The sequence below is a fragment of the Pseudomonas sp. BF-RE-25 genome (assembly GCF_019956105.1).
Taxonomy (GTDB): domain Bacteria; phylum Pseudomonadota; class Gammaproteobacteria; order Pseudomonadales; family Pseudomonadaceae; genus Aquipseudomonas; species Aquipseudomonas migulae.
Window position 1 is genome coordinate 137,231 of sequence record NZ_JAHBDB010000088.1, and the last position, 24,444, is coordinate 161,674.

General features: G+C 60.5%; 21 protein-coding genes. 7 read left to right on the plus strand and 14 right to left on the minus strand.

Annotation, left to right across the window (positions count from 1 at the left end):
- Positions 1-215: 215 nt before the first annotated feature.
- Positions 216-1,766 (minus strand): nitric oxide reductase transcriptional regulator NorR, encoded by a 1,551-nt coding sequence (gene norR / locus KGB24_RS28270; RefSeq protein ID WP_223415090.1) that lies wholly within the window; start codon positions 1,764-1,766, stop codon positions 216-218.
- A gap of 156 nt (positions 1,767-1,922) precedes the next feature.
- On the opposite strand from norR, the gene hmpA reads away from it, so the two are divergent.
- Positions 1,923-3,104 carry an NO-inducible flavohemoprotein gene (hmpA, locus tag KGB24_RS28275; RefSeq protein ID WP_008026624.1) on the plus strand — a complete coding sequence of 394 codons (1,182 nt, stop codon included), beginning with the start codon at positions 1,923-1,925 and terminating at the stop codon, positions 3,102-3,104.
- 324 nt (positions 3,105-3,428) lie between these two features.
- Here the strand turns inward: hmpA and KGB24_RS28280 are convergent, their stop codons facing one another.
- From KGB24_RS28280 to KGB24_RS28300, 5 genes are all read right to left on the minus strand, one after another.
- Positions 3,429-4,055 carry a transcriptional regulator gene (locus KGB24_RS28280; RefSeq protein WP_008026625.1) on the minus strand — a complete coding sequence of 209 codons (627 nt, stop codon included), beginning with the start codon at positions 4,053-4,055 and terminating at the stop codon, positions 3,429-3,431.
- Between the two features lie 90 nt (positions 4,056-4,145).
- Positions 4,146-5,273, minus strand: a complete 1,128-nt coding sequence (locus KGB24_RS28285; protein ID WP_223415091.1) for an NAD(P)/FAD-dependent oxidoreductase — start codon at positions 5,271-5,273, stop codon at positions 4,146-4,148.
- 128 nt (positions 5,274-5,401) lie between these two features.
- Positions 5,402-6,349, minus strand: coding sequence for an ornithine cyclodeaminase family protein (locus KGB24_RS28290; RefSeq protein ID WP_223416437.1), 948 nt, complete (start codon positions 6,347-6,349; stop codon positions 5,402-5,404).
- 240 nt (positions 6,350-6,589) lie between these two features.
- Positions 6,590-8,077, minus strand: coding sequence for an ATP-dependent RNA helicase RhlB (rhlB, locus tag KGB24_RS28295; protein ID WP_008026628.1), 1,488 nt, complete (start codon positions 8,075-8,077; stop codon positions 6,590-6,592).
- 98 nt (positions 8,078-8,175) lie between these two features.
- Positions 8,176-8,832, minus strand: coding sequence for an alpha/beta hydrolase (locus KGB24_RS28300; protein WP_223416436.1), 657 nt, complete (start codon positions 8,830-8,832; stop codon positions 8,176-8,178).
- A 467-nt stretch (positions 8,833-9,299) separates the two neighbouring features.
- Between KGB24_RS28300 and KGB24_RS28305 the strand changes: the two genes are divergently transcribed.
- From KGB24_RS28305 to KGB24_RS28330, 6 genes are all read left to right on the plus strand, one after another.
- Positions 9,300-10,334: an amino acid ABC transporter substrate-binding protein gene (locus tag KGB24_RS28305; protein WP_008026630.1), complete on the plus strand. Its 1,035-nt coding sequence runs from the start codon at positions 9,300-9,302 to the stop codon at positions 10,332-10,334.
- A 65-nt stretch (positions 10,335-10,399) separates the two neighbouring features.
- Positions 10,400-11,581: an amino acid ABC transporter permease gene (locus KGB24_RS28310; RefSeq protein ID WP_008026631.1), complete on the plus strand. Its 1,182-nt coding sequence runs from the start codon at positions 10,400-10,402 to the stop codon at positions 11,579-11,581.
- A 10-nt stretch (positions 11,582-11,591) separates the two neighbouring features.
- Positions 11,592-12,689: an amino acid ABC transporter permease gene (locus KGB24_RS28315; protein ID WP_008026632.1), complete on the plus strand. Its 1,098-nt coding sequence runs from the start codon at positions 11,592-11,594 to the stop codon at positions 12,687-12,689.
- Positions 12,690-12,699: 10 nt separating this feature from the next.
- The gene (locus KGB24_RS28320) at positions 12,700-13,464 is read left to right on the plus strand and encodes an amino acid ABC transporter ATP-binding protein (RefSeq protein WP_008026633.1); all 765 of its coding nucleotides are present in this window, start codon (positions 12,700-12,702) and stop codon (positions 13,462-13,464) included.
- Between the two features lie 771 nt (positions 13,465-14,235).
- On the plus strand, positions 14,236-14,895 hold the full coding sequence (locus tag KGB24_RS28325) for a FadR/GntR family transcriptional regulator (protein ID WP_008026635.1): 660 nt from the start codon (positions 14,236-14,238) through the stop codon (positions 14,893-14,895).
- On the plus strand, positions 14,885-16,192 hold the full coding sequence (locus KGB24_RS28330; protein WP_223416435.1) for a CynX/NimT family MFS transporter: 1,308 nt from the start codon (positions 14,885-14,887) through the stop codon (positions 16,190-16,192). Before KGB24_RS28325 ends, KGB24_RS28330 begins: the two co-directional genes overlap by 11 nt.
- On the opposite strand, the gene KGB24_RS28335 is transcribed toward KGB24_RS28330, so the two are convergent.
- The 8 genes from KGB24_RS28335 to KGB24_RS28370 all read right to left on the minus strand — a co-directional run bounded on the left by KGB24_RS28335 (position 16,193) and on the right by KGB24_RS28370 (position 24,129).
- The gene (locus KGB24_RS28335) at positions 16,193-16,843 is read right to left on the minus strand and encodes a DUF1120 domain-containing protein (RefSeq protein ID WP_223416434.1); all 651 of its coding nucleotides are present in this window, start codon (positions 16,841-16,843) and stop codon (positions 16,193-16,195) included. It lies immediately after the preceding gene.
- Positions 16,844-16,916: 73 nt separating this feature from the next.
- Complete coding sequence (locus tag KGB24_RS28340) at positions 16,917-17,543, minus strand: DUF1120 domain-containing protein (RefSeq protein ID WP_223416433.1); 627 nt, start codon at positions 17,541-17,543, stop codon at positions 16,917-16,919.
- Between the two features lie 74 nt (positions 17,544-17,617).
- On the minus strand, positions 17,618-18,226 hold the full coding sequence (locus KGB24_RS28345) for a DUF1120 domain-containing protein (RefSeq protein WP_223416432.1): 609 nt from the start codon (positions 18,224-18,226) through the stop codon (positions 17,618-17,620).
- Positions 18,227-18,309: 83 nt separating this feature from the next.
- Positions 18,310-19,452 (minus strand): DUF1120 domain-containing protein, encoded by a 1,143-nt coding sequence (locus KGB24_RS28350; RefSeq protein WP_223416431.1) that lies wholly within the window; start codon positions 19,450-19,452, stop codon positions 18,310-18,312.
- 10 nt (positions 19,453-19,462) lie between these two features.
- Positions 19,463-21,928, minus strand: a complete 2,466-nt coding sequence (locus tag KGB24_RS28355) for a fimbria/pilus outer membrane usher protein (RefSeq protein ID WP_223416430.1) — start codon at positions 21,926-21,928, stop codon at positions 19,463-19,465.
- Positions 21,929-22,045: 117 nt separating this feature from the next.
- Complete coding sequence (locus KGB24_RS28360; RefSeq protein WP_223416429.1) at positions 22,046-22,762, minus strand: fimbria/pilus chaperone family protein; 717 nt, start codon at positions 22,760-22,762, stop codon at positions 22,046-22,048.
- Positions 22,763-22,812: 50 nt separating this feature from the next.
- Positions 22,813-23,433, minus strand: coding sequence for a DUF1120 domain-containing protein (locus KGB24_RS28365; RefSeq protein ID WP_223416428.1), 621 nt, complete (start codon positions 23,431-23,433; stop codon positions 22,813-22,815).
- Between the two features lie 66 nt (positions 23,434-23,499).
- Positions 23,500-24,129, minus strand: coding sequence for a DUF1120 domain-containing protein (locus KGB24_RS28370; protein WP_223416427.1), 630 nt, complete (start codon positions 24,127-24,129; stop codon positions 23,500-23,502).
- Positions 24,130-24,444 lie beyond the last annotated feature (315 nt).

Here is a 24,444-nt window from a genome sequence, read left to right on the forward strand (position 1 = left end):
TTCTGTGGAAAAAGGTGATGGGCGAATGGAAGTCGCCAAAAGCTATCGATGCCGGGTTATCGACTTGATGGGGGCAGGCTTTAGGCTAAATACCGATGCAATCGAAATGCTACCCCGAACCTGTAGGAGCCAGCTTGCTGGCGATAGCATTTCCGCGGTCAGTCAGACAAACCGCGGCGATACCATCGCCAGCAAGCTGGCTCCTACAAAAGCGTTCATTTCATGCCCAGTCTTTTGGCCATCCGCCCAAGATTTGCCCGATCCAAGCCTAGTTCACGCGCCGCGCTCGCCCAGTTATTGTGGTGCCGATCCAGGCACGCGCTGATCAATTGCCGCTGATAACTTTCAGTCGCCTCGCGCAAATCCCCTGACACCAACGTCACTGGCGTCGCGGTCGGCGACTCGGGCGTTACCTCAACGCTGCCGCTGGGCAAATCCAGATCCGCCGCACTCAAGCTGAGAATCTTCGGCCGTTCCCTGCAGTTACCCAGCGCTTTCAACGCGCTGCGCCCAATCAAATGCTCCAGCTCCCGCACATTGCCCGGCCAGTCATACGCCAGCAACGACGCCTGGGCATCGCTGGTCAGGCGCAGGCTGTTGAGGCCCATGCGCGAACGGTTCTGCTCCAGGAAGAAACCGCTGAGCAGCAGCACATCCCGCCCGCGATCCCGCAGGGCCGGCACCAATAGCGGGTAAACGCTCAAACGGTGGTAGAAGTCGGCACGATAACGGCCACTGCGCACTTCTTCGGCCAGGTCGCGATTGGTCGCGGCGATGAGCCGCACATCGACTTGATGTTCTTTGTCCGACCCCAGCCGCTGCAATTGACCGCTTTGCAGCACGCGCAGCAATTTGGCCTGCACCGTCAGCGACAGTTCGCCGACTTCATCGAGAAACAGCGTGCCGCCATTGGCCAGTTCGAATTTGCCGCGACGGTCGCTGGTTGCCCCGGTGAAGGCGCCGCGCACATGGCCGAACAATTCGCTTTCCACCAGCGTGTCCGGCAGCGCGGCGCAGTTGAGGCTGATGATCGGCTTGTCGGTCCGGGGCGAGGCGGCGTGAATCGCCTGGGCCACCAGTTCCTTGCCGACCCCGGTTTCGCCGGTGATCAACACGGTCAGGTCACTGCCGCCGACCAGGCTGATCTCTTCCACCAAGCGTTTATGGGCCTTGCTCTGACCGATCATTTCGCGGTTCTGCTGGCCGCTGGCCTGTCGGTACACCTCGGCGCGTTGATGCTCGTCTTCGACACGATTGGCCAGCCGTTCGATGCGCTCGGCGGCATTGACCGTGGCGGCGGCAAGGCTGGCGAAGGCTTGCAGAGCGTCCAGTTCTATCGGTTCAAGGCGTTCCGGGTCGAGGGCGTCGAGGGTCAGCAAACCCCACGGACGTTCGTCGATAAACAGCGGGCAACCCATGCAGTCATGGACTTCAAGGTGATCGTCGAGGCCATCGACCAGTCCGTCATAAGGATCGGGCATGTCGCTGTCGGCGGCGAAGCGGGTCGGGCCGGGGCTGCTGAGCAGGGCTTCGAAGCGCGGGTGTTCGCTGACCTTGAAGCGCCGGCCGAGGGTGTCGGTGCTCAACCCGTCGACGGCCAGCGGCACCAGCCACTCGCCATCGAGGCGCAGCAGCGCGGCGGCGTCACAGGGGAGCAAGGCGCGCATGGCTTCGAGCAGGCGCCGATAGCGCTCGCCCTCGGGGAGTTCGCGGGACAGGTCCGAGACCAGGGGAAGCAGTGTGGTGAGCAAGGATTTTGCAGTCATAGTGACTCCGTGTAGTCGGTATGACTATAAGTCAGGGGGTGTCGTTATGACTAGAATGTTTTTAACTTATTGATTTATAACGATTAAATAGATGGCACGGAAACTGATATGCATAGGGAAAGCAGTTAGAAAACCAAGTCGTCCAGGAGTCACCTTATGCTTAGCGTTCAAGACCGTGCAATCGTCAAATCCACTGTGCCATTGCTGGAAAGCGGTGGCGAAGCATTGATCACGCATTTCTATCGCATGATGCTCTCCGAATACCCGGAAGTCCGCCCGCTGTTCAACCAGGCGCACCAGGCCACCGGTGATCAACCCCGCGCCCTGGCCAACGGCGTGTTGATGTATGCGCGCCACATCGATCAGCTCGACCAATTGGGCGACCTGGTGGCCAAAATCATCAACAAGCACGTGGCGCTGCAAATCCTCCCGGAACACTACCCGATTGTCGGCACCTGCCTGTTGCGTGCGATTTCCGAAGTGTTGGGTGAAGAGATTGCCACGCCGGAAGTGATGAGCGCCTGGGGCGCGGCGTACGGACAACTGGCCGAGATCCTGATCGGCGCTGAAACCAGCATCTACGACCAGAAAGAACAGGCCCCGGGCGGCTGGCGCGGTGCGCGGGAGTTCATCGTTGCGGCCAAGGTCGAGGAAAGCGCGGAAATCATTTCGTTCTACTTCGAACCGGCAGACAAAGGTCCGATCCTCGCGGCAGAACCCGGCCAGTACATCGGCATGAAACTGATCCTCGATGGCGAAGAGATTCGTCGTAACTATTCGCTGTCGGCCCTGGCGAACAAAGGCCAGTACCGTATCAGCGTCAAGCGTGAACACGGTGGTCGTGCCTCGAACCATTTGCATGATCAACTGCATGTAGGCGCCAGCATTCAGCTGTTCCCGCCATCGGGCGAATTCACTCTGACCGACAGCGATAAACCGTTGGTGCTGATCAGCGGCGGCGTCGGCATCACCCCGACCCTGGCCATGCTGGAAGCGGCGCTGGAAACCAAGCGGCCGGTGCATTTTATCCACTGCGCACGCAATGGCAGCGTTCACGCGTTCCGTGACTGGATTGATGGATTGGCTGAGCGTCACCCGCAACTCAAGCGTTTCTACTGCTACGACGAAGATGACGGCGTGAGCCCGGCGGCGCACAAGGTCGGGTTGTTGAGTCAGGAGCAACTGGGCGAGTGGTTGCCGCAGCAGCGTGATCTGGATGCGTACTTCCTGGGGCCTAAAGGCTTCATGGCGGCGGTGAAGCGTCACCTGAAAGCCTTGGGTGTACCGGAGAAGCAAAGCCGCTACGAGTTCTTCGGCCCGGCTTCGGCGTTGGAATAAACACAAACCCGTAGGAGCAAGGCTTGCCTGCGAAGGCGTCTTTGGAATTGCATCGCCAGCAAGCCGGCTCCTACAGATTTTGGGACGCATCAGAGTTGTGTGACTGGCGCAGAACCTTGTAGGAGCTGGCTTGCTGGCGATGGCGTCTTCAAAATCGCCATCGCCAGCAAGCTGGCTCCTACAGGTTTTTGGGGGGGGCTCAACATCGTGTGGTTTACGCAGAACCTTGTAGGAGCCGGCTTGCCGGCGATGGCGTCTTTGAGGTCGCCTTCGCCGGCAAGTCGTGCTCCTACAGGGTGTGTGTCGCTGGCAATCCGGGGTGTTTCAGCCTTTCAATTCTTTCAAATGCTTGTACACCGTCGCCCGTCCCATGTTCAGCACGTTGGCCACATAGTTCGAGGCGCTTTTGCCTTTGAAGGCGCCTTCGGCGTGCAGGGCCAGCACCAGTTCGCGTTTGTGGTCGCGGGTCAGCAGGTTCAGGCTCAGCTGACGTTCGCGCAGCCAGCCGTGAAGGAAGGTATTGATGCGCTCCTGCCAGTCATCGCGGAACAGTGAGTCCGGTTGCGGGATCAGCTTGCTCGGCGACAGGAACAGGTCCAGCGCGGCCTTGGCGTTTTCGAACAGCGAAATATTCAGGTTGATGCACAGCACCGCCAGCGGATGACCGTCGCTGTCGCGCAGCACGCTGCTCAAGCTGCGAATTTTCTGACCATCCCAGTTCAACTTTTCGTACGGCCCGATGTTTCGTTCGCTGATGTCATCGCTGAGCATGTCTTCCAGCGCCGAGTCGTCACCCACTTCCCGTTTCGACAGGTTGTTGGCGATGTAGTCGACTTTCTGTGTGCGCAGATCGTGCAGCACCACCTCGGCGTGGGGGAAGAACAACGTAGCGATGGCATCGGCGATCGCGCGGAAGTTGTCCAGGGCCGGGTCTTTTACAGGTGCGTTCATACAATGGAGCTCCAGGCAGCGTCAGCGCCCTGCAAAAAGGGCGCTGGAAGTTTGCCGTAATCGTGTCGACACGTCACCTGAGGACGCCGGTCAGCCCAGGCGAGCAGGGGACAGCATCCCGGCGTCCAGGCCAAAACGCTTGAGTTGCTCGGGCAGTGCTTCACCGCGTACCAGCGCGGCGCTGGCCTGGCCCATGGCGGGCGAGGTCTGGATGCCGTAACCGCCTTGCGCCGCAACCCAGAACAGCCCAGGCACCTGCAGATCGAAACCGGACAGCAAATCGCCGTCGGCCACGAAGCTGCGCAGGCCGGCCCAAGTGCGGGTCGGGCGGCGGATGGTCAGGGTGGTGGCTTCTTCGATCTGGTAGATGCCCATGGCGATGTCCAGTTCTTCGGGCTGCACGTCGTGTGGTTCAACCGGGTCGGCGTTGGCCGGCGAGCCAAGGAACATGCCGGCGTCCGGCTTCATGTAGAACGACTCGTCGAGGCTGACCAGCATCGGCCAATGGTGGATGTCTACGCCTTCCGGCCCGGCGAAGATGAATGCTGCACGGCGTTTCGGTTGCAGGCCCAGCGGCTTCGCGCCGGCCAGTTCGCCGATCTTGTCGGCCCAGGCGCCGGCAGCGTTGATGATGACCGGGGCGCTGAAGGTCTGGCCGTTGGTTTGAACCTGCCACACACCTTCACCGTCGCGGGTCAGGCTCAGGACTTCAGTGTCGGTATACACTTCACTTTTATTGCGTCGGATGCCACGCAGGTAACCCTGGTGCAAGGCGTCGGTGTCGATGTCGCTGGCGGTCGGATCGTAGATCGCGCCGTGGACTTTTTCCCGGCGCAGGATCGGCAAACGCGCGCAGGCCTCGTCGGCGCTGAGCAGTTGCATCTCCGGCACCGTGGCTTTGGCGCTCAGGTATTGGTTGTTGAGCTCGGCCGGGTCGCCGGTGAAGTCCACGTTCATTTCGCCGCGCGGGGTCAGCAGCGGGTGTTCGCAGAAACCGGCAGGCGGGGCGTCGAAGAAATCGCGGCTGGCCTGGGTCAATGCCCGGACCTGCGGTGTGCCGTAAGCGGCGGTGAACAGCGCCGCCGAGCGTCCGGTGGAGTGGTAGGCCGGATGGGATTCGCGTTCGAGCACGATCACTCGGGCGTGCTGCGACAGCCAGAAACCGGTGGAAGCGCCGGCGATTCCGCCGCCGATGATGATGAAGTCTGCCTGGCTCATGAATGTCTCCTGTAAGCCGCAATATAGATCTCCTGTAGGAGCCGGCTTGCTGGCGATGCAGACGCCGCGGTTTGTCTGACAGACCGCGGCGCCTGCATCGCCAGCAAGCCGGCTCCTACAGGTATGTGTTAGTGCTGGAGGTGGTAGATGGCATTGGCCAGTGCGATGTCTTCCAGGCCCAGGCCGATCGAGCGGAAGAACACGTGACGGTCATAGCCGGGGCGCTGGACTTTTCCGCTGATCAAGTCCGGCAGGTCGCCGACGATGGCGCTTGCGTCCCAGCCGTGCTGTTCGCCGGCAATCAGCATTTCACCCGCCGAGCCCGGCGTGGTCAGGCGATAGTCGCAGAACACCTGCATGTCATTGAGGCTCTGTGGCGGCACTTCGTGGGCGCGTGGGGCATTGGTGCTGATGGAAGTGATCAATGCCGGTTTGGTCAGGCTGGAAGGGTCGATCACCGGGCCGGCGGACGACGTGCACAGCATGATCACGTCGGCGTCCTGAACCGCCGCTTCGCGCGTGTCGACAAGGGTCAGCCGTGGGTCGAGGCTTTTGATCTGCGCCACGGCTTCAGGGCTGAGGTCGCTCAGGTTCGGCGAGAAAAGGTGGATGCTTTCCCAGTCGCGCAGGCCTTTGACGTAATGCAGGTGCGCCAGCGCGACCTTGCCACTGCCGATGATCGCCAGGCGTTGCGCATTCAACGGAGCCAGGGCGTCGACAGCAACGGCGGTTGTCGCGGCGGTGCGCGCGGTGGTCAGTTCGCCGGCGTCGCACAACAGCAGCGGCTCGCCGGTCTGCATCGACATCAGCAAAGTCCATGCGGTCACCAATGGGCCTTGTTCGCGGACGATGTAAGGCGAGGTCTTGACCCCGTAAACCCCGTCTTCGGCCAGCACGCCCAGGTAGTTGATGAAATCGCCGGCACCCTTGGGAAATTCCACCAGTTGTTGCGCCGGTTGCACCGCTTGCCCGGCCGCCAGGTCGCGGAACAGCTTGCGCAGGATCTGCGGAACGTCGACCTGTGCCAGCAGTTCGCGGGCCTGGGGTTGGGTGATCACGTAGGGCGTGCTGGACATGGTCGGCTCCGGGAATGGCAAGTAAACTAATTTGTCCATTATGGACTTTTAGTTGTATCTCGCAAGCGCCGTTTGTAGGAGCGAGCTTGCTCGCGAAGAATTCAAGAGCGCCGCGGGGTATCTGGTTTTACGCGTTATCGTTCGCGACCATCGCGAGCGAGCTCGCTCCTACAGTGTTTTTTTGAGCGAAAAAAAAGCGCAGTCCGTTGCCGGCTGCGCTTCTTTTATTGCGACCCGCTATTACGGACGCTTGCGCTCAACCGCCCGCAATAGATGCGTCGGAGGGGTTTCGCAGCTGATTTTTCGACCCAGCAGCGCCTCGATGGACGGTAGCTGGTAGGAGTCGTCTTCACCGGCAAAACTGATGGACACGCCATCGGCGCCGGCACGGCCGGTACGACCGATACGGTGCACGTAATCGTCCGGGACTTCCGGCAGGGTGAAGTTGATCACGTGGCTGATGCCGTCGATGTGAATGCCGCGACCGGCCACGTCGGTGGCTACCAATACGCGGATCTTGCCTTCGCGGAAACCTTCCAGAGTCTTGATGCGCTTGTGCTGCGGCACGTCGCCAGACAATTGCGCGGCGTTGACGCCGTCACGCACCAGGCGTTCTTCGATGCGTCGCACTTCATCCTTGCGGTTGGCGAAGACCATCACCCGCTCCCAGCCGTTGTCGTTGACCAGGTTGTAGAGCAGTTTGTATTTGTCGGCACCGGCCACCGCGTAGATGTGCTGCTCGACGTTTTCGCTGGCCACGTTCTGCGCCTCAATCTCGACGATCGACGGGTCGGTGGTCCATTGCTTGGCGAGGTTCATCACGTCATCGGTGAAGGTCGCGGAGAACAGCAATGTCTGGCGCTCGTTCTTCGGCGGCGTCTGGCGAATGATCTGACGCACTTGCGGGATGAAACCCATGTCGAGCATACGGTCGGCTTCGTCCAGGACCATCACTTCGACCATGTCCAGGTGCACGTCGCCGCGCTGGTTGAAGTCGAGCAGGCGGCCCGGGGTGGCGACGAGGATGTCGCAATGACGCGCTTCGAGGTGCTTGAGCTGCTTGTCGAAGTCCATGCCGCCGACAAACGTCATGACGTTGAGGCCGGTGTACTTGGTCAGGTCGGCGGCGTCCTTGGCGATCTGCACCACCAGTTCACGGGTCGGCGCGATGATCAGCGCCCGTGGCTCGCCCATGTAGCGCTCTTTCGGCGGCGGGGTTTGCAGCAGCTGGGTGATGATCGAAATCAGGAACGCCGCTGTTTTGCCGGTGCCGGTCTGGGCGCGGCCGATGGCGTCTTTGCCCGCGAGGGTGAAGCCCAGCACCTGAGCCTGGATCGGCGTGCAATACGGAAAGCCGAGGTCCTGGATGGCGTGCATCAGTTCCGGGGCAAGTTTGAAATCGTGGAATCGGGTTTTGCCTTCCTGGGGTTCGACGACGAAGTCTTCGAGTTTCCAGGGGATGACCGGCGCTTTTGGCTTGGGTTCACGACGCGGTTTGGCGGGCTTCGGCGCTTCGCTGCGTGGTTGCTCGGCAGCCGCCGCTTCAACAGGCTGGACGGCCGGTGTCGCCACAGGCTCTTGTTTCGGTGCCGCTACGGGGGCGGTCCGGCCAGGCTGATTACCGTCGGTGCGGTGGCTGGGGCTGTGAGACGGAGCGCTGGAGACTGGCGCGAGCTGCTCAGTCTCGCTTTTACCGAACATTTTCTTGAGTGCTTTGAGCACGGTCATCTCATCAATTGGTTAAGGAATATACGGCGGCCAGTGTAATGCAAGAATCGGGCGCGGCGTAGGGGGATGGATCAATGGGCTGTTTTTCAGCTGAGCCGTTAACGCAAGCGCTCGCCGAGCCAGGTGCCGATGTCGCGAATCTCCTCGGGTAACACTTCGTGACCCATTGGGTATTCCTGCCATGTCACGGTGACACCATGCTGCTTTAAATACTCGTAGGCGGTCCGTCCCATCGAGTTTTGCACCACGTCATCGTACTGCCCGTGCAACGACAACACCGGAATCCGCTGTTGGCTGGCCGAAAGCTCCAGTCCTTCGCTGAAGGTCGGTGCATAAGTAGAGAGGGCAAGTACGCCACCTAGCGGCCCCTGCCATTTCAGGAACGCGGTGTGGAACACCACGGCGCCGCCCTGGGAAAAACCTGCCAGGAAAATCCGCGAAGCGTCTATTCCGCCGGCTCGCTGTACTTCGATCAATTTGATGATCCGGTCCGACGACGCTTCCAGCTGCTCGCGGTTGATCGCGCGTGCAGGGCTCAAGGCCAATATGTCGTACCAGCTCGGCATCTCGTAGCCACCATTGATGGTGACTGCGCAGGTCGGTGCCTGAGGGAGAACGAAGCGAGTGCTCAGCAGGGTTTCCTGTAACGCTTCGGCCACCGGCAGGAAGTCGTAACGGTCGGCGCCCAGCCCGTGCAGCCAGATAACGCAGGCGTCTGCGGGCTTGACGGGTTCAAGAATCAAGGGCTCGGTCATGGCTGCTCCAATTGTGTGCGTGCGCTCTCATTGAGTGCGAGAGATGAGTGCGCGTCTGGTTGATCCGTTAAGAAGATGTCGCAAGGCTACAAGTTTTGCTATTGACCTGTCCCTTAAACGCTTTGGCGAGCGGTCTGGTACGGGCTTTGCTATAGGAAGCCTGTACGAAAAATCCCACGCCTGTCGGTAACACTATCAGGCCATTGTTCGTGGTGGGATAGCAAAAAATCCGGTGATGGATGTTCGCCAGTGGCCGCTACGGGCTTCGCGAACGTGAAAGGGCTACAGCCCGTTCGGCCGATTGGTGAGAAGTGAGTGGTCCATGATTTGGATTTTCTCCTACTAGACTCATAGCGCAGGTCCTACGTCGGTTGACCCCAAAAAAAACCAACACGGGTCGACTACGCCTCATAAGGGTGCGACTGGACTCAAGCTCCGACACAACAAGAGCAAAACTGGAGGTTTGAATGAAGATGTTGAAATCCACCCTGGCTATCGTGTCTGCAGCCGCAGTACTCGGTGTCAGCGGGTTCGCTCAGGCGGGTGCAACCCTGGATGCAGTGCAGAAGAAAGGTTTCGTACAGTGCGGCGTCAGCGATGGCCTGCCTGGTTTCTCGGTTCCGGACGCCAATGGCAAGATCGTCGGTATCGATGCTGACTACTGCCGCGCTGTGGCCGCTGCCGTCTTCGGCGACGCGACCAAGGTCAAGTTCAGTCAGTTGAACGCCAAGGAGCGCTTCACCGCGCTGCAGTCTGGCGAAATCGACATCCTGTCGCGCAACACCACCATGACCAGCTCCCGTGATTCGGGCATGGGTCTGAAATTCCCTGGTTTCATCACTTACTACGACGGCATCGGTTTCCTGGTAAACAGCAAGACTCTGGGCGTGAAAAGCGCCAAAGAGCTCGACGGCGCCACCATCTGCATTCAAGCCGGTACCACCACCGAGCTGAACGTTTCCGACTACTTCCGTGGCAACGGTCTGAAATACACCCCAATCACTTTCGACACCTCCGATGAAAGCGCCAAGTCGCTGGAATCCGGTCGTTGCGACGTGCTGACCTCCGACAAATCCCAGCTCTACGCACAACGCAGCAAGCTGGCGACCCCGAACGACTACACCGTTCTGCCGGAAACCATCTCCAAGGAGCCTCTGGGCCCGGTCGTACGTAATGGCGACGACGAGTGGCTGGCCATCGTGCGCTGGACTGGCTACGCCATGCTCAACGCTGAAGAAGCCGGCATCACTTCGAAAAACGTCGAAGCTGAAGCCAAAGGCACCAAGAACCCGGACGTCGCTCGTCTGCTGGGTACCGACGGTGAATACGGCAAAGACCTGAAAGTGAAGAAAGACTGGGTCGTGCAGATCGTCAAGCAAGTCGGTAACTACGGTGAAGTGTTCGAGAAAAACCTCGGCAAGGACACTCCGCTGGCCATCGACCGCGGGCTGAACGCTCTGTGGAACAACGGCGGCATTCAATACGCACCACCAGTGCGCTGATGGTTCTATCACCCGGTGGGCCAACCACCGGGTGATGTTCTGTTCCATTACATCCGGGGCACTTCATGCAAAATTCAATCGGCGCACCAAAGCAGAGGCTCAGCCTCAGCGATCCCAAAGTGCGTGCGTGGCTATTTCAGATCATCACCATCGTGGCGGTGGTCTCGATGGGCTGGTACCTGTTCGACAACACGCAGACCAACCTTCAACACCGGGGCATTACCTCCGGTTTCGACTTTCTGGAGCGCAGTGCCGGTTTCGGCATCGCTCAACACCTGATCGACTACACCGAATCGGACAGTTATGCCCGGGTGTTTGTCATCGGCCTGCTCAACACGCTGCTGGTGACTTTCATCGGCGTGATCCTGGCGACAATCCTCGGGTTCATCGTCGGCGTGTCACGGCTGTCGAAGAACTGGATCATCAGCAAGCTGGCGACTGTTTATGTGGAAGTCTTCCGCAACATTCCGCCGCTGCTGCAAATCCTGTTCTGGTACTTCGCGGTGTTCCTGACCATGCCGGGGCCACGCAACAGCCATAACTTCGGCGACACCTTCTTCGTCAGCAGCCGCGGCCTGAACATGCCGGCAGCGTTGATGGCGGACGGTTTCTGGCCGTTTGTGATCAGCATCGTCGTGGCCATTGTCGCGATCGTGCTGATGAGCCGCTGGGCCACCAAACGCTTCGAAGCGACCGGTGTGCCGTTCCACAAGTTCTGGGTTGGCCTGGCGCTGTTCTTTGCGATCCCGGCGCTGTGCGCGTTGATCTTCGGTGCACCCGTGCACTGGGAAATGCCCAAGCTGCAAGGCTTCAACTTTGTCGGTGGCTGGGTGCTGATCCCGGAACTGCTGGCACTGACCCTGGCCCTGACCGTGTACACCGCGGCGTTCATCGCCGAGATCGTGCGTTCGGGCATCAAGTCGGTCAGCCACGGCCAGACCGAAGCGGCGCACTCGCTGGGTCTGCGCAACGGTCCGACCCTACGCAAAGTGATCATCCCGCAAGCCCTGCGCGTGATCATTCCGCCGCTGACCAGCCAATACCTGAACCTGGCGAAAAACTCTTCGCTGGCGGCCGGTATCGGTTATCCGGAGATGGTTTCGTTGTTTGCCGGTACGGTGCTGAACCAGACCGGGCAGGCGATCGAAGTAATTGCCATCACCATGAGCGTGTACCTGGCGATCAGTATCAGCATTTCCCTGCTGATGAACTGGTACAACAAGCGCATTGCGCTGATCGAGCGGTAAGGAAAAGCGCATGAGTACTCATACTTTCAAGCCTGACATGCCTCCACCGAGCAGCAGCATCGGTGTGGTTGCATGGATGCGCGCAAACATGTTCTCCAGCTGGCTCAACACCCTGCTGACCCTGTTTGCGTTCTATCTGATTTACCTGATTGTCCCGCCGATCCTGGAATGGGCAATCATCGACGCCAACTGGGTCGGCACCACCCGCGCCGACTGCACCAAGGAAGGCGCCTGCTGGGTGTTCATTCAGCAGCGTTTTGGCCAGTTCATGTACGGCTACTACCCGATGGACCTGCGCTGGCGCGTGGACCTGACCGTGTGGCTGGCGGTGATCGGCGTGGCGCCATTGTTCATCTCGCGCTTTCACCGTAAAGCCGTGTATGGCCTGAGCTTCCTGGTGCTGTACCCGATCATTTCCTGGTGCCTGTTGCATGGTGGCGTTTTCGGTCTGACCCAAGTGGCGACCAGCCAATGGGGCGGCCTGATGCTGACCCTGGTGATCGCCACTGTCGGTATTGCCGGTGCGTTGCCGCTGGGCATTGTGCTGGCGCTGGGCCGTCGTTCGAATATGCCGGCGATTCGTGTGGTCTGCGTGACCTTCATCGAATTCTGGCGCGGCGTGCCGTTGATCACGGTGCTGTTCATGTCCTCGGTGATGCTGCCGTTGTTCCTGCCTGAAGGCATGAACTTCGACAAACTGCTGCGGGCGCTGATCGGCGTGATCCTGTTCCAGTCGGCCTATGTGGCTGAAGTGGTGCGCGGCGGTCTGCAAGCGATTCCAAAAGGTCAGTACGAAGCGGCTGCGGCGATGGGCCTCGGTTACTGGCGCAGCATGGGCCTGGTGATTCTGCCGCAAGCCCTGAAGCTGGTAATCCCTGGCATCGTCAACACCTTCATTGCGCTGTTCAAGGACACGAGCCTGGTGATCATCATCGGCCTGTTCGACTTGCTCAACAGCGTCAAACAAGCCGCCGCCGACCCGAAATGGTTGGGCATGGCCACTGAAGGCTATGTGTTCGCGGCCCTGGTGTTCTGGATTTTCTGTTTTGGTATGTCGCGCTATTCCATGCATCTGGAACGCAAGCTCGACACTGGCCACAAGCGTTAGGAGTTCTGTAATGAGCGAAGCAATCAAAAAGCCTGTGAGCCCTGAAGGCATTATTCAGATGCAGGGCGTGAACAAGTGGTATGGCCAGTTCCACGTGTTGAAAGACATCAACCTGAACGTCAAGCAAGGCGAGCGTATCGTCCTGTGCGGCCCGTCGGGTTCCGGTAAGTCGACGACCATTCGCTGCCTCAACCGCCTGGAAGAACACCAGCAGGGTCGCATCGTGGTCGATGGCGTGGAGTTGACCAACGACCTCAAGCAGATCGAAACGGTCCGTCGTGAAGTCGGCATGGTGTTTCAGCACTTCAACCTGTTCCCGCACCTGACCATCCTGCAGAACTGCACCCTGGCGCCGATGTGGGTGCGCAAGATGCCCAAACGCCAGGCCGAAGAAATCGCCATGCATTACCTGGAGCGCGTACGCATTCCGGAGCAGGCGCATAAATTCCCGGGGCAACTGTCCGGCGGTCAGCAACAACGTGTGGCGATTGCCCGCGCGCTGTGCATGAAACCGAAAATCATGCTGTTCGACGAACCGACTTCGGCCCTCGACCCGGAAATGGTGAAAGAGGTGCTGGACACCATGATCGGTCTGGCCGAAGACGGCATGACCATGCTCTGCGTGACCCACGAAATGGGCTTCGCCCGCACCGTGGCCAACCGCGTGATCTTCATGGACAAGGGCGAAATCGTTGAACAGGCCGCGCCGAACGACTTCTTCGACAATCCGCAGAACGAACGCACCAAACTGTTCCTGAGCCAGATCCTGCATTGATCGAAGCCAGGCAGTAAAAAAACCCGGACGCTGTTCCGGGTTTTTTTTTGCCCGAAGAAACACACCACGATCCCTGTAGGAGCCGGCTTGCTGGCGATAGCGGGGTGTCAGGCGAAACCTATGTTGGATGTCAGACCGAATCGCCGGCAAGCCGGCTCCTACAGGTTTTGTGTCGTGTGCGAAATGGCGGGCCGGGCGCGGAATTGTAGGAGCCGGCTTGCCGGCGATAGCGGTGGGTCAGGCGATATCCATGTTGGATGTCGGACCGAATCGCCAGCAAGCCGGCTCCTACAGGTTTTGCGCAATGCACGAGATGGAGAGCCTGGCGCGAAATTGTAGGAGCCGGCTTGCTGGCGATGGCGGAGGGTCAGGCGATATCCGTGTTGGATGTCAGACCGAATCGCCAGCAAGCTGGCTCCTACAGGGTTTGTGTAATGCGCGAGATGGTGAGCCGGACGCGGAATTGTAGGAGCCGGCTTGCTGGCGATGGCGGTGGGTCAGGCGAAACCTATGTTGGATGTCAAACCAAATCGCCAGCAAGCTGGCTCCTACAGGGTTTGTGTAATGCACGAGATGGCGAGCCGGACGCGGAATTGTAGGAGCCGGCTTGCCGGCGATGGCGGTGGGTCAGGCGATATCCATGTTGGATGTCAGACCGAATCGCCGGCAAGCCGGCTCCTACAGGGTTTGTGTAAACCGTTTGCTCTGTTGGACATAGCTGACTAACATGTCAAAAAATTCATCCTATGATTGGATGAAAGGGCGAATCCTATGTCAGACATGTCTCCACTCATTAAACGTTCCCTGGTTGATCAGGCTCTGGATCAGTTGCGTCTGCGTATCACCGAAGGCGTCTGGTCTGTCGGTCAGCGTCTGCCCACTGAGCCTGAGTTGTCTGCCGAATTGGGCATCAGCCGCAACACTGTCCGCGAGGCCATGCGCGTGTTGGCGTTTTCCGGTTTGATCGAAATCCGTCAGGGCGACGGCAGCTATCTGCGGGCGGTGATCGATCCGCTGGACACCCTGAAAGCGTTGTCGCGCTGCTCGCTTGAGCAAGCGCGAGAGACCCGGCACATCCTTGAAGTCGAGGCCATCGGCCTTGCCGCGCTACGCAGGACTGACGAAGACCTCGTGGCCTTGCGCGAAGCGCTCAACGTCAGCGGCGATCACTACCACGGCGATCTCGACAGCTACATCGCCTGCGACCTGGTGTTTCACCGTCGTCTCGTAGACGCCGCACACAACCCCACCCTCAGCGAGTTGTATCGCTATTTCTCCAGCGTCGTCGGCGCACAACTGCGCCAGACCTTGAGCATCACGCCACGTCGCCAGGAAGTGTTCGACCTGCATATCGAACTGCTCGATGCCGTCGAGCAACGCGACCCGGAACGCGCGAAAGCCTTGTCGAGGCAGTTGATCAATGAACCTTGAAACCGAGAACGCCATGTCCAGCAGCCACAGCACGATCACCGAAGCCAAACGCACGGCGGAGCTCGAAGAGCTGCTGATCGACGCCGAGGCCGATGACGAACAGGTCCAGCAAAGTCAGCCAATCCTGCGCCGCCCGTGGCTGTTGCTGCCGGGGCTGATTCTGGTCGCGCTGAACTTGCGTCCGGCGCTGTCGAGCATGGCGCCGATGCTCAGCGAGGTCTCGAAAAGCCTGGGCTTGTCGGCGGCGCAGGCCGGTTTGCTGACGACGTTGCCAGTGCTGTGCCTCGGCCTGTTTGCGCCGTTGGCGCCGATTCTGGCGCGACGTTTCGGCGCTGAGCGCGTGGTGTTGGGCATTCTGCTGACATTGGCGGGCGGGATCATTCTGCGCAGTTCGTTCGGTGAAATCGGCCTGTTTGGCGGCAGCGTGCTGGCCGGTGCGAGCATCGGCGTGATCGGCGTTCTGCTGCCAGGCATCGTCAAACGCGACTTCGCCAAACACGCCGGGACCATGACCGGCGTCTACACCATGGCCCTGTGCCTGGGCGCGGCGATGGCGGCGGGCGCGACCGTGCCGTTGAGCGAACACTTCGACAAGAGCTGGGCGTTGGGACTTGGCTTCTGGGTGATTCCGGCACTGGTGGCGGCGATGTTCTGGTTGCCGCAAGTCGGTCAGAAACACGGCGCGCACAACGTGGCTTACCGGGTACGCGGTCTGTTGCGTGACCCGTTGGCCTGGCAAGTGACCTTGTACATGGGCCTGCAATCTTCGTTGGCGTACATCGTGTTTGGCTGGTTGCCATCGATCCTGATCGGTCGCGGCCTGACGCCAACCCAGGCCGGCCTGGTGTTGTCGGGTTCGGTGATCGTTCAACTCGCCAGTTCGCTGGCCGCACCGTGGCTGGCGACGCGCGGCAAGGATCAGCGCCTGGCGATCGTCATCGTCATGGCGCTGACCCTCGGCGGCCTGTTCGGTTGCCTTTATGCACCCATCGAAGGCCTGTGGGGCTGGGCAATCCTGCTCGGCCTGGGGCAGGGCGGAACGTTCAGCCTGGCGTTGACCCTGATTGTCTTGCGCTCGCGGGATTCGCACGTGGCGGCCAACCTGTCGAGCATGGCCCAGGGCTTCGGTTACACCCTGGCGTCGATGGGGCCGTTCGCGGTCGGCATCGTGCATGACTGGACCGGCGGCTGGAATGCCGTGGGCTGGATCTTCGCTGTGATCGGCCTCGGCGCCATCCTTGCCGGCCTCGGTGCCGGGCGTTCGCTCTACGTGCAGGTGGTCAGCGAAAAGGTCTGACTACAGGTAAACAACGTCCAGCGTTGCCGAACCGTCGAGGTGCACCTCAGCGCTGAGATCCAGCTCTGAGGTGGGCGCGATGACCGTTTCGACCGTCACCCGGCTGGTCAGCGTGCGGATGGCAATCGGGCCGGCGCTGCTCCCGGCAATGTCAGTGAATCCGAGATAACTTCGGGCGCCAATCGGAATGGCCTGGCTGTTCGACGAACTCCAGGCCTTGCCGCCCGTGGTGGAATCAGTTCGATAGACCTGCGTCAGGTCGTCCACCACGGTGCTGGCCGGATCGAAGTTCAGTGAATACAAGCCGATTTTATTGTGGCTGTGGTCGTGGTTCAGGCCGTAGTAAATCTCGCTGTTGACGATTGCCGAGCCGTCGCGGTTGTCGCGCATCAGCAGGGCAAAACGCGCGGGCGCATTGCACTGAATAGTGAGGTCAAGCGTCTGGTCGCGCAGTCGTGTGCGTTTGTCGACGCTGAGGTCCTGCCGGGGGATTTTTCCGTAGTCGACGAGGCCGTTGTTGGACAGCATCGGTGTGCAGGCGAGCGGGGTGAGGGTGCCTTTGACGGTCAGGTCAACCGCCGATGCAGCAAAAGCGGTGGGGGTGGTGCTGATCAGTAAAGTTGCCGAGAAGGCTGCGAGATAGTTGTTCATTCATGAAGGTCCTTTTCCTGGGTTGCCGTGTACCGGTGCCGCATCACCGTTGCCGATAATGCGGCGCCCTGATTTACAGGTAGTTCATCTCAAGCGTTGCAGAACCATCGATCAGCACTTCGTTGGTCAGATCAAGTCCGTCGGCCCGCGCAATCGAAGTAGCGATTCCCAGTTCCAGGGTCAGGTCCTGAATAGGTATCGGCGAGCCTGGATTACCGATGGCCGCCACCGACATGTATTGTCCGGGCCACATGAAAATTTGGGACCGCCAGTCGTTCTTCCCATCCACGGATTTAATTGTCTGTACGGCTTTGCCATCGGCGACGGCATTTATCATCGTCAGTAAATAACCTCCCAGTTTTTGGGTTTCATTGATCTTGCCCACGCCGAAAAACACGCTGGGTGCCTGCGAAGCCGAGCCGGCTCGATTGTCCTTGGCGAACAGGGCAAATGGCGTGGGGCCGTCGCATTTCACGCCCAGCATCAGTGTTTTTTCTTCGAGGGGGGTGGACGTGTTCTGTTTCAAATCTTTGGCTGGAATCTTTCCATAATCGACGATGCCGTCGCTGGACAGGCTCGGTGTGCAAGCGTTCGGGGTGATGAGGCCAGTGACCGTCAGGTCCGTCGACGAGGCGGCGAAGGTGAGCGGCGAAGTCAGGACGATGATCGCCATCGTCAGTGCGTGTGGAATTTTTTTCATGGGACAGGTTTCGCTGTGTCTGGTGAGCGGAATCAGTCCTTGCCCGAGGCATGACCTCGGGCAAGGTGCATGGCTTACAGGTACTTCATTTCAAATGTTGCTGAACCGTCGACAGTGACTTCATCGATCAGAGTCAGGCTGTCCGCCCGGGCGATATAGGTCTTGATTTCCAACTCCATCGTGAGGTCTTTGACGCTAAGGGGGCGGTACTCTCCGACCGATGTCAGCTCACCGGGGCCTATATGGTTCGTGGGAAACCAACTCACTCCGTTTGCCGAGTAGATTGCTTGCACAGTGTTCCCGTCTGCTAATGCGCTTTTGATAACTGCCTGGAACATGCCCAGTTTTTCAGATGCGTTGGTTTCCCCCAGACCGAACGCGTTATCGGCCAGCGAGGTCACAGCTCTGTTATCAATAGCATTCAGCGCGAACGTATTCGCTGCGTTACAAGCTACGGTGAGCTGCATTGGCTGAGTGTTTACCAAAGTGTTTGAAGTCATTTTGAGATCTTTCGCCGAGATTTTGCCGATGTCGACGATCCCTCCCCCGGAAAGCGTCGGGGTGCATGCGTTCGGGGTGATGAGGCCAGTCACCGTCAAATCAGTGCTCGAAGCCGCCAGCGCATAAGGCGCAACGCCAATCAACGCGGTGGCGGAGAGTGCTGCAAAGTACTTTTTAAACATTTCTTGCTCACTTCTATGGTTATTGCCCTGACTGCCCCAAGGCGCTCAACTGCGCCCTGGATCCAGCAGGATCGGGTTGGGTGTTACAGGTAAATAATCTCGATCGTCCCCGCGCCATCGAGCTCGATGGCGGTGCTCAAATCCAGGCTGTTGGTGGGGGCGATGACGGCGTCCACGGTCACCGTGGTGCTGAGGTTCTGGATCAGTACCGGGCCGGCGTTGCTGCCGGCGTTGTCGGTGAACGCCAGGTAACGGGTCTGGCCGATGGGGATCGGGTTGGCGCTGCCGGTGCTCCAGGCAGAGCCCGCAGTGGAGGAGTCGATTCGATAGAGGCGGGCAAAGCCGTCGGCATTGGCGTTTGCCGGGTCGACGCTCAGTGAATAGCGGCCAATCCTGTTGCTGCGACTGTCCTTGCCCAGGCCGTAGTCAATCTCGCTGTTGAGCGTCGCCGAGCCTGAGCGGTTGTCATGCATGATCAGTGCGAAGGAGGCCGGCGCGTCGCAGCCGACCATCAGCGTCAACGATCTGGGCGGCAGGCGCGTGTCCTTGTCCGCGTTGAGGTCTTTTTTCGACAGGGTGCCGAAGTCGACCACGCCGCCGTTGGACAGCACCGGCTCGCAGGCCGCCGGAGCGAAACGGGCGCGCAAGGTTGTCTCGCGGGTGCGTCCGGCGCCGATGGCGTCGAATACCCCGAAGGCTTCCCAGGTCACCGCGTCACGCATCTGCATGCCATGCTCTTGAACCCAGGCGGTCAGCTCAAGTTGCGCCGAGAAACTGCGCCCCTGTACCGGCACGCCGGCTTGCACCGGCACGACCCCGTGTTCCGGTCGCCAGATCAGGTTCGACGCTGTTTCGGCCGGTGGCTGACCGGCCCCGGCAATCAAGCCAATCTCCACCGACTGGCCGTCGAGCACGGCGTCGCGAATGCGTACCTGATAGCTGCCGCGTTCGGCAAAGTGAAAGCGTTCGGCGGTCGCGGCCATCGCCCGGTAGAACAGGCTCATGTCGATGGGCTGCGCACAGCTCAGGGTCAGGCTGATCGGGCGCTCGCCGAGGTGTCGTTCCGCTGCCGCATCGGGGCGGATCGCACGGTTCATCAAGCCGTAATCGAGCAGCGGCTGGCTCAGGTTGAACTGACAGTCGTCGGTGGACGCCGAGGCCAGTGGCGTGAATCCGCTCAGTGCCAGCGGCGCGAGGGTCAGCAGCAGATAGCGTGACAGGTTCATGAATTCATCCTCAGAGGGCTCGGCACTTGGCGGGGGCGGTTTCGTAGTACGCGTTGGTGTCTGCGTCGGCGGGCAGTTCGAAGCGCAGTTCGCAACGCTCCAGCCCCGGCGCGCTGATCCACAGCGCGCGGCGGTCGAGGACGTTGGGCAAAAACACCAGGCCGCCGTCCTGCACCAGGGTCACGAACTCGCCATCCTCGGTGTTCACGGCGGCCCCGCGCGGCAGGGGCGCGCCATTGGCGGTGGTTGCCTTGAGCAAGGCTCGACGGGTCATCGTGATGCCGAACTCAACGGTGTCGACGGCGCCGCGACCGGCCGAAATCACCGCCAGCCCGTTGTGAATGTCGGCGTTGCGCGGCAGGGTTTTGGTGTCGACTTCCACCGGGCTGCGGCCGTACGCCGCCACTTGCGGGATCACCGCCTGACCTTGCCAGTCGGTCCACACCGGCCCACTGGGCGTCGACACTTTGATCGAACCCATGTCGCCCACGGACAGCAGGGCAAAGGTGTCGCTCACCGGGTACGGCGACAGCGTCAAACCACCGCCGTGCAACACCGCGCCGCCGCGAGCGCTGGCCTGATAGCTGGAGCGTTCATCGTCGGCGCGGGTGTAGTTGAGATCGAGTTGGGCGTAGCGCGGCAGCAGTGAAACGCCGGCCGTGGATTGCACCTGTTTGTCGCGGGTGTCGTGTTCGACGCCGACCCGGTAACCCAGTTGATCGTTGACCCGTTCACTCAAGCCGACGCCGCTGCGGTATTCGCCGGCGGAACTGCGCACCCAAGTGCGCGCCCGGCGGTTCTCGCCCAGCGGAATGCTGAGGTTCAGGTAGACGCTGTCATCGTTACGGCTGGCGCCGCTGACCTGCCATTCGGCAGTCGCCGAGACCGACACGCCAGCGATGCTGGTGCCCCAGGAGGCGAGGGCGCGGCTGCTGCTTTGGCCGTCGAACGAACTGGAGCGGCTGAAGCCGCTGCTGAAGGCGCCGAGCCATGGGTGCGACCACGACAGGGCTGCGCTCTGCTGATCGCGGTAACGGGAGTTGCTGTTGTCGGACGTGTTGTCGAACACCGCTTCTTCCAGTTCCCGGTAGCCGAGGGTTCGGTAAGAGCTGCCGGCATTGAGCGCCCACTGCTCGTTCAACCGGTGCGAGACGCTCAGGTCAGCCTGAAGTCCCTGGCTGGCTTGCTTGCCGCTGGCGTGCGCGCCGGTCAGCGTGGCTTGCACCTGGGTGGCGGGCGAGGGCAGCAGGCCGACGCTGGCGCCTGCCGCGCGATAGTCGGCGGCGCCGGTCAGGCCGGCGCTGAGCAACACTTGCGGGGTGAGCGCGCCGCTCCAGCCGCCGCTGATCACCCAGGGATCGCCCGCTTGCGCATCACCGACACTGCGCACCTGACCGGCCCCCAGCGAGTAACCGGGCGCTGGCAAACTGACCCCCAGCATCGCGGCCTGCACGGTAAAACTGCGCTCGCTGCCATCGGTCTCCTTGATCGTGACTTCCACGTCGGAACGCGTGTTGAGCCGTCGTACGTTGGTGAGCGCGAACGGGCCGGCGGGCACCACCGTGGAATGGATCAGCGAACCGTTCTGGCGAACCTCGATCTGCGCCTGACTGTTGGCGATCCCTTCAATGACCGCGCTTTGCCCTTCGACCTGCAGCGCTTGCTCGTTCAGCACTTGCACGCCGGTGATCTGCGCACCGGCGAGCACAGGGTTGTAGAGGTTGATCTGACCCGCCTGCAGCACCGCTTCCTGGCTGGCGAAAGTGCGCTGGGCATAGGCTGCAATGTGCGTGGTGTGGGAGATGTCGTCCTGCCAGGTCTGTACCTGACGGCTGCGCACGATCCAGTCACCAGCATTGAAACCGAGTTCGGTGTTGGCCGAGGCGTAGCGGCTCGAACTGTCCCCTGAACGGCTGTGCATACCGGTGACGTCGTAGTTGATCAAACCGGCAATACCGCCGGTTTGATAACCGGAAAAATCCCGGGCCGTGGGGCGTATCGCGTCGGTGGGCACGATCAACGACAGGGCGAGGTTCGCGGGGTCCGGTTCGATGACGGCCTGCGGCGCGGAGCCAAGAAAATCGTGGCACTGACCCTCGTCCAGCGTAAGCGCGGGCACCGTAAGGTTCGCCGCATCGAGCAGTGCGCGATCGAAGCACAATGCCCCATCGCGATTGAACGTGACGTCGACCCGGCCATGGCGCTGACCGTTGACGGTGAGCGTGACCGGGTGCCGGCCGGCCGTGAACTGCGGCGCCTGCATCAGCAACGTCGCCAGCGCCGGATCGATGCCGCGCTGCAGCAACGTGTCCTTGTCGAACGACGCCGGCAACGACGCCTCACCGTGGGCGTCGAGCACCATCAGCGCATTGCTCAGCAGCAACGCCGCTGTGGTTCGCCGCCATGTATCAGAGCGAGCAACGGCCCGAATAACGGGCACGGCTCCGCCATCACGGTAATTCGATACTGTGTTCATCGGGTTCACTTGGGTTATTTCGGTGTGCGGTTACAGGCACGCCTGTGGCAACGACCAGTCGGCCGTCGCCTTGAAACATGGGCGCTCATCGTTCCTGAATGACGCCGTCAGAGTGGTTCAGGACCGGATGGGCGCCTCGTAATGCGGCACCGCAAAACCGTAGACCGTTGCCGGTTGAAAGCGCACCTGCGTGGCGCTGCCTTCGGGCACCTTGATGCTGATGTGCTCACCGGGCAGCACGTAGGTTTTCGGCAACATCGCGTTGCCCGCCGCCGGCAACAATTGCACTTCCTGGCCCAGACGGACCACGTAAGGCGTGTCGTTGCGCACGGTCAGTTGACCGTCTTTGAGCGACCATTGCAGGTCGGTCCACGGCGTGCGATTGGGCGCCAGGCCTTTGGGGTGCAGGATCACCGGCAAGTTCTGGCGCACCGTCACGCCGACCCGTGCCTGCCCGGCTTCGGCGGGGGCTTTGCCCTGGGGGATGCCTTCAAAGATCACCCTTTTCAAACGCTGGGTGAGCAGGGGCTTTTCCGTTTGCAGAATGAAGCGCACCAATTGGGTTTTGCCCGCTTCGACGCGCGCCAGCGGCGGCGTCACGAACACCAGCGATTCGCTGTCCTCGGCAATGTCTTCGAGGGTGACGTGCATCAACGCCAGGTTGGCATCGGTGTTGGTCACGGACACGGACGCTTCGCCGTCGGCCTCGTTGACGATGACCACGGAAGTGTTCGGCACCATGCCGTCGGCCTGAGCCTGTGCACTCAGCAGCAGGGCAAATGCGCCGATGCCGCTATTGAACAGATGACGGGTGACTCTGGAAAACATCGTCATGACGTGTCTCGTTGAATATTCGAAAAAATGGAGCCGGGAACACCGGCCTATCAATAGTTCAGTTGCACGGTGACATGCCCGTCGATAGGGATTTCGTCGGTCAGCGTCAGGTCGTTCGCGCGAACGATGGTGGTAAACGTCGTGAGCCGCGCACGCAGATCCTTGATGGCGATCGGTGTGCTCAGGTCGGTCAACGCCGCGAATGCGGTCCGGCCGGCGTGCCCCAGGTAGGAAGACACTCGCCAGGTGGCACCGTCGTTGAGGGAAATGATGGTTCTCACCGCCGCCCCATCGGCCACGGCATCGAACAGGCCGAACGCAACGCTGCCCAGGTTCTGGTTATCGTTGATGACGCCCAGCCCGTGACTATTGGGGTGAAAGGCGGAAGAGCCTTCGCGGTTGTCGATTGTCGTCAGGGTAAATGGCGTGGCGCCATCGCAGTTCACCTCCAGGTACAGCGTGCCGTTTTCCAGGGCAGTGGGCTGGTCCGGTTTCAGGTCTTTTACTGTCAATTTGCCGTGGTCGACGATGCCGCCACCGGACAGGCTGGGTGTGCAGGCGCTGGGGGTGATCAGGCCGGTGACGCTCAGGTCGGCGCTGCTGGCGGCGAAGGCCATGGGGGCGCAGGCGATCAACAGAGGCGTCAATAGAGCGAGGGAGCATCTTTCCATGATGGGTCGTCCTTTGAGTGAGCGGGCAACGCCGAGGGCCGGGCGTTGCCTGTTGATGAGCGTGGTTTATAAGTAAATGACTTCGAGCGTCGCAGCGCCGTCGAGCCGCACTTCGTCGGTGAGGGTCAAGCTGTCTGCCCGGGCGATGATTGCGCCCACTTCCATATCCACAGTCAGATTCTTGATTGGGGTCGGTAACAAGGTCCCCGTAGAGCGATCGCCAAATGCAGCCCATGTTCCGGGAACGTGTCCTGCGACGACAGATGGGGACCACGTAGTGCCCTGATCCGCGGAAATGAGCACGTCTATTGAGCCGTTTTCCGAAACCGCACTGCTAAATCCAAGGTCGAACCCACCGAGCTTCTGGTTGGTGTTGATCAGGCCGAGGCCATACAAGTGCGAACGAAACGCGGTGTTCTCGCGATTGTCTTTCAGGTGCAACGCATACGTTTGCGCGGCATCGCAATCGACGTTCAGTTTCAACGAGGGGCGGCCTAGAAAGGTCCAATTGGTTTGGTGGAGATCCGTGGCTGACGTTTTTCCGAAATCCACGACACCGCTATTGGCCAGGCTCGGTGTGCAGGCCGTCGGAGTGATTCTGCCCGTTACGGTCAGGTCAGTACTGGACGCCGCGAACGCCGACGAGGCGCCGGTCAGCAGCAAAGCAGCAGTCAGAAGGGATAAACGCTTGTTCATGTGTTGGCTCTTCCTTGATGAAAGATTGTTGGGAGTTGCCCTGTTATGGACAGGGCGCAATCTATCGATCGAAGTAGCCAGGCGGAATGCAACTAATACGAAAACGAACAGCCCGGTGTATGAAAGCGTGTTGCGGGCTACAAATCGCCCTCCTGCATCACGTTGTCTGTAGTCCTTCTGTGTGGCCGATGTAGCTTGCAAACGTAGGGCGGTTCTTTTTGTTTTATAGGAGAAAGAACACCCCCCCGATTACATTGGGCGAAGTGGTTTTACGGTCGGGAACGGGCGTTGTGGTGGGAACAGTACGGCGCTATT